Origin of the sequence: Pontibacterium sp. (assembly GCF_041587635.1) — a bacterium.
Lineage (GTDB): Bacteria > Pseudomonadota > Gammaproteobacteria > Pseudomonadales > Balneatricaceae > Pontibacterium.
The window spans coordinates 1-1659 of the sequence record NZ_JBFGYC010000706.1; the positions used below are offsets into that span (position 1 = coordinate 1).

The window sequence follows — 1659 nt, forward strand, 5'->3', positions numbered from 1 at the left end:
ATATTCATGATCTTATCGAGCAAACGCGTATCGACACGCACATTACTCTCAGCAGCAGGCTTATGCTGGGCTGCTGGAGCCGCGGTCTTCGCTGGTGCTTTAGCTGCCGGAGAAGCCGCTTTAGCTGCGGGGTTGGCTTTCGGTACCGGCGCGGCTTTCGGCTTAGGAACAGGTTTTGGTGCAGGCGCGGGGGCAACTGCAGCTACGGACTCGGCAACAGCCGGTGCATCAGCGCTATTGTGTGTAAATGCACCTTCTCCTTTTGACTGAAGATCATCCAACAGCGCTTCAAATTCGTCGTCTGTAATCAGACCGGCATCAGCTTGAGGAGCCGTCACCGCAGACGCAGCAGCTTTTGCAGCTTCATTCTGCGAGAATGCACCTTCACCGTTTGATTGCAACTCATCGAGCAATGCTTCGAACTCATCTTCGGTAATCGTGTCACCGCTCGCAGCCGCCTGAACAGCAGGGGCAGCAGCGTCTTTGCTAACCGCATCCGATTCTTCAAGTGCATTTAACAACAAATCAAACTCAGCATCCGAGGCATCCTGAGCTGCAGGAGACGCCGCCACAGCAGGAGCAGGGGCTGGAGTTTGTTCGACAGCCTCAACAGGGGCAGGAACCGGCGCCTCAACTGCAGGGCCGCCACCTTCGGTATACGCTAACAGCTGCGCAAGTAGTGCTGGATCAGCATGCTCTGGAGGCAATCCATCCCGTACCGCTTCGAACATAACGTTCACGGCATCCAAGGCTTGCAGAACAACATCCATGAGTTCAGGGGTGATTGCTAAATCACCGTTACGCAACAGATCGAAAAGGTTCTCTGCTTTGTGGCAGCATTCAACCATGGCATCAAGCTGCAAAAAACCTGCGCCGCCTTTTACCGTATGGAAACCACGAAAGATCGCATTCAAAAGATCACGATCACCGGGACGCTGCTCCAGATCGACTAACTGTTCAGACAGCAGTTCAAGAATCTCTCCGGCTTCTACAAGAAAGTCTTCCAGAATCTCCTGATCAACATCTAAACTCATGAAGCGCTCCTAATTAAAACCCGAGACTGGATAGAAGTTCGTCGACTTCATCTTGTTCAGTCACTACATCGGGGGAATCTTTAGCTCTGACCTGAGGGCCTTCGGCTGCAATCGCTTTTTCTTTAGTATCTTCAACCGCAGGCACATCAGTTTCTGATGGGCGAACACCACTTAAACGCTCAACGGCGGCTGCCATATCCATCAACTGAACCAGATGTTGTTCCACATTACTCAGCAACATCATGACCTTACGAATAAGCTGCCCGGCAATATCCTGATAGCCCTGAGCAACCAGAACGTCGGTTAATTCAGTGTGCAACGCTTTCAGCTTTTCAGCCGCGGAATCACCTAATCCTTCAGCTTCCAACTCCGACACCAGTGCCAACGCACGGTCGAGTTTATCCATCGTCTGATGAGCATTTTTCTCTGTCAGTTCAACAACGTGGTCGAGGCTTTGTGAGGCGTCACTCAGATCTACACGAGACACATCGGATTGAATCGAATCTTGGACGTCGTTACCAAATGCTTTCAGGGCTTCATGCAAGCCGCGGGTCAACATACCCACTTCCTGATAAAACACTTGATGACGGAACTCATAGAGCTCACTAATCTGATCCATAGCCGC

General features: G+C 51.5%; 2 protein-coding genes. Both read right to left on the minus strand.

Annotated elements, in window-relative coordinates:
- Positions 1 to 1034: Hpt domain-containing protein (locus ABYW01_RS20980; protein ID WP_372836505.1), on the minus strand; the 1034-nt coding region annotated here is incomplete at its 3' end.
- A 13-nt stretch (positions 1035 to 1047) separates the two neighbouring features.
- A partial coding sequence (locus ABYW01_RS20985) for a protein phosphatase CheZ (protein ID WP_372836506.1) occupies positions 1048 to 1659 on the minus strand: 612 nt, incomplete at its 5' end.